We start from the raw sequence: 6,382 nt of genomic DNA, 5'->3' as shown, positions 1-6,382 counted from the left end.
ATCGGCAGGGCGGCTGACGGCGGTTTGTACGCCTACCTCAACAAGGGTCCCGCCGACTTCTCCGGCACCCGGGTGACGATCGGTTCCGGCTGGGATGGCATCACCCGTGTGGTGGTCGGTGATTTCAACGACGACGACAAGACGGACCTGCTCGGCCAGACCACCGACGGCACTCTGTATGCCTACCTGAACACCGGCACCCCGGGCGCGCCGGACATTTCCACCCGTGTCCTGGTCGGCACCGGCTGGGACGGCATTGCGCGGGTGCTGGTCGCCGATGTCGACAACGACGGCAAGACGGACCTGATCGGCCAGACCGCTGATGGCAACCTGTACGCCTACCTGAACACCGGCGCCCCCAACTTCGCCAACCGTGTCCAGATCGGCAACGGCTGGAACCAGGTCGGTCTGGTCTCCACCGCCGACATCGACGACGACGGCAAGACGGACCTGCTGGCCCGGCACAGCGACGGCACCCTTTCGGCCTACCTGAACAAGGGCTCCGCGGGTGCGCCGGACATTTCCGACCGTCGTCAGATCGGTACCGGTTGGGGTGTGGTGGATCGGCTCACCTTCGCCGACATGGACGCCGACGGTCGTACCGACGTCGTGGGCCGTTTCACCGACGGCACCCTGAACGCCTACCTGGCCAAGGGCCCGGCCGGTTCCCCGGACATTTCCACCACCGTCACCATCGGCTCCGGCTGGCAGGGCATCACCCGCCTCGCCGTCGTCAACTGACCCCTCTCTCCCACGAAGGACACCCCCATGTTCAAGACTCTGGCCGCTCGCCTGGCCCTCACCACCACGGCGATCACCGCCTTCTGCCTTACCACCACCGCGAGCCCCGCCATGGCCGCCCCCAACCTGCAACTACCGTTCCCCTGCGGCCAGCAGTGGCGGCTGGACACCTGGGGCCACGCCCCCGCGCTCGACATGGTGAAGGAACCCGATCAGCACGGCACCGAGGGGGCCACCCTGGTCGCCCCCGCCGCCGGCACCGTGAACCAGTCCTTCTACCACAACAACGCCGGCAACGTGATCCAGATCAACCACGGCGGCGGCTACTTCACCACGTACCTGCACCTGGAGCACCGCGCCGTCACGCCGGGAACCAGGGTCGAGATGGGAACGGTCATCGGCCGGGTCGGCAAGAGCGGCCCCACCTCCAACGGCCACCCCCACCTGCACTTCGAACTCGGTCACGACGCCGACGGCAACGGCTCCGCGACGTGGGGCTTCGCAGGTGCCGAACGAGTCCGGCCGACGTTCAACGGAACCGTCTACGGAACCGCCAACAACCAGACCTCACGCAACGTCACCAGCCGCAACTGCCCAGGCTCCGCCACCGAAGCGGAGGACGCGACGGGTGAGGCGGTGGACTTCGACGGTGACGGCAAGCCCGATCTGCTGGGGACGACGGCGGATGGCACGTTACGGGTGTATCGCGGTACCGGCACTCCGGGGCAGCCGTCGGTCGATGGTGGGGCGGTGATCGGGAGTGGCTGGAATTCGATCACGCGGATCACGGTCGCCGACATCGACAACGATCGTAAGACCGACCTCATCGGCAGGGCGGCTGACGGCGGTTTGTACGCCTACCTCAACAAGGGTCCCGCCGACTTCTCCGGTGCCCGGGTGACGATCGGTTCCGGCTGGGATGGCATCACCCGTGTGGTGGTGGGTGATTTCAACGACGACGACAAGACGGACCTGCTCGGCCAGACCACCGACGGCACCTTGTATGCCTACCTGAACACCGGCACCCCGGGCGCGCCGGACATTTCCACCCGTGTCCTGGTCGGCACGGGCTGGGATGGTATCGCGCGGGTGCTGGTCGCCGATGTCGACAACGACGGCAAGACGGACCTGATCGGCCAGACCGCTGATGGCAACCTGTACGCCTACCTGAACACCGGCGCTCCGAACTTCGCCAATCGCGTTCAGATCGGCAATGGTTGGAACCAGGTCGGTCTCGTTTCCACCGCCGACATCGACGACGACGGCAAGACGGACCTGCTGGCCCGGCACAGCGACGGCACTCTTTCGGCCTACCTGAACAAGGGCTCCGCGGGTGCGCCGGACATTTCCGACCGTCGTCAGATCGGTACCGGTTGGGGTGTGGTGGATCGGCTCACCTTCGCCGACATGGACGCCGACGGTCGTACCGACGTCGTGGGCCGTTTCGCCGACGGCACCCTGAACGCCTACCTGGCAAAGGGCCCGGCCGGCTCTCCCGACATTTCCACCACCGTCACCATCGGTTCTGGCTGGCAGGGCATCACCCGCCTCGCCGTCGTCAACTGACCCCTCCCATGAAAGGGCCGAGCCGCCGCGCGGCTCGGCCCTCACGACGTCCCCTGATGATCACGGTGTGTCGTCCGCTGCGGGACCGTGTGTGGGTGGAGCATGAAACTGTGAGCGCAGGCGTTCCACCCTGCCTGGGCTCGATCGCGGGGGACACCACCAGCGTAAGGAGGGCCTGCTCGGTGCATGCGACAAGGGACCGGGACCTGCTCCGGCAGGATGGCGCGGCGACAGTGCTCGGCGGCCCCACCACCGTCATCGACGTCGGTGGCCTTCGGATCGTCGTGGATCCGACGTTCGACGATCCCGGCCCCCACGGCTACCTGACCAAGACGCTCGGCCCGGCGGTGTCCGAGGAGCGGCTGGGGCCGGTCGATGTGGTGCTGGTCAGCCACGACGCGCATCCGGACAACTTCGACGACCGGGGGCGCGCCTTCGCCATGGCGGCGCCGCTGGTCCTCACCGTGCCCGGCGCGGCCCGCAGACTGGGCGCTCCGGCGGTCGGCCTGGCTCCCTGGACGACCTTCATGGTGCCACGCACGGACGGCGGCGGGGACCTGACCGTCCTGGCCGTCCCGGCGGTGCACGGGCCTGAGGACGGCGAACGCGACGCGGACGGCAACGTCAACTGCGAGGTCACCGGGTTCGTGCTGTCCGGCCACGACCTGCCCACCGTCTACGTGAGCGGCGACAACGCCTCGATGCGTGCCGTGGCGGAGATCGCCCGCCGAGTCCCCGGCATCGACGCGGCCGTACTCAATGCCGGAGCGGCCCGCGTCAAGGGAAAGTTCCGGGAGCGGCCGGTGTCGATGGACGGCCGCAGGGCCGCGGCCGCCGCCGCGGTGCTGGGCGCCACCGTGGTCATCCCGGCCCACTATGACGGGTGGACGCACTTCTCCGAGGGCCGGGTGGAACTGGAGACGGCGTTCGACGAGGCCGGCCTGTCGTCACTGCTCCGCGTGCTCGATCACGGGTCCTGGTCGCCGCTGCGCGGCTGAGCCGCCTCGCCCGCCGGGCCGATCCGCGCGCGGTGCGGGGGCCGTACGTGCGACATCCGGCCGGATGCCGCCTACGCTGGGGCGGTGACCGACGATGACACAAGCCGGTCCGCCCGCGTCGAGGACGTGCACGAGCTGGCCCTGGCCATGCCGTACGTGACCGTCGAGTACGGGACCGGCGACAATCCGATCTACCAGGTGGGCGGGAAGTCGTTCGTCTTCTTCCGTAACCCACGGCCGGACGCGGCCGACCCGGACACGGGGGAGCGCTACGCGGATGTGATCGTCTTCTGGGTCGACTCCCAGGAGGACAAGCAGGCGCTGGTCCAGGACGAGGCGTCCCCGTTCTTCACCACCGCGCACTTCAACGGTCATTCGTCGGTCCTGCTACGGGCCGGCCGGATCGGTGAGCTCACCCGGAACGAGCTCGCCGAGGTGGTCCAGGACGCGTGGCTGTCCCGCGCCTCGGCGCGCAGAGCGGCGGACTGGCTCCGCGCCCACCCCTCGCCACCGGCCGGGGACCACACCCTCCAAGGGCCGTAGCAGCCGCCGAGCCTCCCGTGGTCGATCTTCTCGGCGCCCCTGCGGCCCGGCGCCGTCGGCGTGGCTGCCCTCTCCACCGGACACGATCACCGTAGGGTCGACGCTGCGGAGGGAAACACCCTGGTCAGCCGGGTGCCGCACACGGCCGGGGCCTACGTCGGGTGGGAGGGGCACATGCGTTCAGTCGTGGGGATCGGAGTGATCGCCGCACTCGTGGCGGGCAGCCCCGGGGCTTCGGCCGCGCCTGCCCGGCTGGAGCCCGCGCGTGTCCAGCCGGTATCCGGCGACACGATCCCCGACGCCTGGAAGAAGCGCACCTCCCTGCGGGTCCTGCCGGAGTGGCCACGCCAGAACGACGTCGTCCGGATCTTCGTGCACTGCCCGACCGCGGCGAACCACGCGATCATCGGCTCCACCGCGTTCGGCCTCAAAGGCTCCAACCGGCTCTACCGCGAGGTGGGGCTGGGGCTCTCCGACCGAGGGCTCGGCCGCCGAGGCGTCCTGATCTCCTACTACGCCAAGCTGGGAGACCACACGGTCGGCCTGAAGTGCGTCAAGGCCACGGTCGACCACAAGACCCGCATCAGCAGGTCCCGGCTGATCAGCCGTTTCGACGTCCCCCTGCGGGTGCGCAGGTTCAGGGTGACGCAGTTCTTCGACTGACGGTACGACCGAACGCCACCCCCGCCGTACGGCCCGGTCCGGTGGGCGGACTGCGCCGGTTCCGTCACGGTCACACCGTGTGATTCATTGCAGCTCAGCCAAGGGTGAGTTCCGGTTACTGCAGGACCGTGAGCACGGCTCGGCGTTCGATTTCGTACGCGGAAAAGCCGAAACGCATGTGACAACCCCACTAACCGCAACCGACCACGTCGGGCTTTCGACCAGCACGTAAAGCCGGCACGTGGGTGGCGCAGGAGGATGGTATGTCCATAAAACAACCTTCACTGGCACGACGGATGATGACCGGGGCCGTCCTGAGCGCCGTCCTCGCGGCGGCCGGCTGCAGCGCGGTTGAGCGGGCGCCGAAATCGGGGACGAAAGCCCGCGCCGGTGGCACGCTGGTGGTGGCGCAGTCGAGTGACGTGAATCCGGCGTCGTTCCTCTCGAGTGCGCTCGGGAACATCGTGCTGCAGGATTCCGTCTTCGAAACGCTGTCGCGAATCGACACCACCACCGGAAAACCGCACGGCGTCCTCGCCAAGTCCTGGGACATGGCACCGGACATGAAGAGCATGGACATCCGCCTTCGCGAGGACGTCACCTTTCACAGCGGCCGGCCGATGACGAGCTCGGATGTCGTCTACAGCATTCAGCAGGTGCTCGATCCGGAGAACTCGGCGAGAACCCGGCCCATCGCCGGCGAGATCTCCCGGCTGGAACCGCAGGGCGACCACGGGCTGAAGCTCACGTTCAAGCGCCCGCTGCCGAACATCTTCGACGTCTTCGAAGTCATGCCGATCGTGGACAAGGGCACGTTCGAGGACTATCGCGCCGGCAAAGAAGTGATCGGGACGGGCCGCTTCACCTGGAAGTCCTGGACCCCCGGCGGGAAGATCCTCCTGGAGAAATACGCCGGCCACCGGGACGCGGGGGCCACCCGTCTCGACAAGATCGAGATCCAGGTGATCACCGACCCGACCGCCTTGCTCGTCGCTCTTCAGAGCGGACGCGTGCACTATGCCGTCGGCCTCTCTCCGCTCGATGCCGCCGGCCTCGCCGACCAGCCCGGCTATGCCGTGGTCGAGTCGGGCGGGTCCTCGCTCTCGCTGGCCTTCGACGTCACCAAGCCCCCGTTCGACGACAAGCGCGTACGGCAGGCCGTCCACTACGCCATCGACCGTGAACGGATCGTGAAACAGGTCGAAGGCGGCCTGGCCACCGCCACGGCGCTGCCCTGGAAGGCCTCCACCCCCGGCTACGACCGAACGCAGGGCGGCCACTACACCTACGATCCGCCGCGAGCCGAACGGATCATCGCGGAGACCGGGGCGAAGGGCACCTCGTTCACCGTCGTGGTGCCGGACATTCCCGAGAGCATCGCGATCTTCACCATCGTGCAGAACAATCTGGCGGCGGTCGGACTCGACGCCAAACCCTCGACCATCAGCGTGACCGACTATGACGAGCGCATCGCGAAGCGAAACGCCCGGGCGCCGGCCGTTCTCATGCGCAACGGCACCGGATTCTCGCCGGCGAGCGCACTGGTCACCCGGGCGGAGCTCATTCCGGACGGCAACATGTCGCGGTTCGAGAGCCCGGAGTACACGGATCTGGTCGCCGCGGTCACCGAGGCCGTGACCCCGGACACCCAGAAACAGAGTCTCACTGACTTCAACGCCTATTTCCTCGACCAGGCATTTCAGTTGTCGCTCGTCACCCGTCCGACGCTCACCGTCAGGACCGACGATTTCGTCGGCGTCGTCCCGACCGACCAAGGGTTCCTGGACGTGAGCCGGTCCTATCTGACGGGAGGGTGACTTTCGCCAAGACAAGCCTCACGGATCGCCTCACACAGGCACGGATAAGGGAGA

At 68.0% G+C, this 6,382-nt stretch carries 6 protein-coding genes; all 6 read left to right on the top strand.

Going from position 1 to position 6,382, the window contains the following annotated elements:
- Nucleotides 1–741: VCBS repeat-containing protein (locus AB0I15_RS36370; RefSeq protein ID WP_358105851.1), on the top strand; the 741-nt coding region annotated here is incomplete at its 5' end.
- A 27-nt stretch (nt 742–768) separates the two neighbouring features.
- Nucleotides 769–2,307: a VCBS repeat domain-containing M23 family metallopeptidase gene (locus AB0I15_RS36365; protein WP_358105848.1), complete on the top strand. Its 1,539-nt coding sequence runs from the start codon at nt 769–771 to the stop codon at nt 2,305–2,307.
- A gap of 182 nt (nt 2,308–2,489) precedes the next feature.
- The gene (locus AB0I15_RS36360; protein WP_358105846.1) at nt 2,490–3,305 is read left to right on the top strand and encodes an MBL fold metallo-hydrolase; all 816 of its coding nucleotides are present in this window, start codon (nt 2,490–2,492) and stop codon (nt 3,303–3,305) included.
- Nucleotides 3,306–3,389: 84 nt separating this feature from the next.
- A complete protein-coding gene (locus tag AB0I15_RS36355; RefSeq protein WP_358105843.1) occupies nt 3,390–3,848 on the top strand; it encodes an MmcQ/YjbR family DNA-binding protein in 459 nt (152 codons plus the stop codon).
- A 174-nt stretch (nt 3,849–4,022) separates the two neighbouring features.
- On the top strand, nt 4,023–4,511 hold the full coding sequence (locus tag AB0I15_RS36350) for a hypothetical protein (protein ID WP_358105840.1): 489 nt from the start codon (nt 4,023–4,025) through the stop codon (nt 4,509–4,511).
- Between the two features lie 263 nt (nt 4,512–4,774).
- On the top strand, nt 4,775–6,328 hold the full coding sequence (locus AB0I15_RS36345) for an ABC transporter substrate-binding protein (RefSeq protein ID WP_358105837.1): 1,554 nt from the start codon (nt 4,775–4,777) through the stop codon (nt 6,326–6,328).
- Nucleotides 6,329–6,382: the final 54 nt, after the last annotated feature.

The sequence above is a fragment of the Nonomuraea sp. NPDC050643 genome, assembly GCF_040654715.1.
GTDB lineage: Bacteria > Actinomycetota > Actinomycetes > Streptosporangiales > Streptosporangiaceae > Nonomuraea.
This window is presented reverse-complemented; position numbering and strand designations above follow the sequence as displayed.

Coding starts and splice junctions, on each gene's coding strand:
- AB0I15_RS36350 (WP_358105840.1), top strand. CDS start 4,023: ATGCGTTCAGTCGTGGGGATCGGAGTGATCGCCGCACTCGTGGCGGGC.
- AB0I15_RS36365 (WP_358105848.1), top strand. CDS start 769: ATGTTCAAGACTCTGGCCGCTCGCCTGGCCCTCACCACCACGGCGATC.
- AB0I15_RS36345 (WP_358105837.1), top strand. CDS start 4,775: ATGTCCATAAAACAACCTTCACTGGCACGACGGATGATGACCGGGGCC.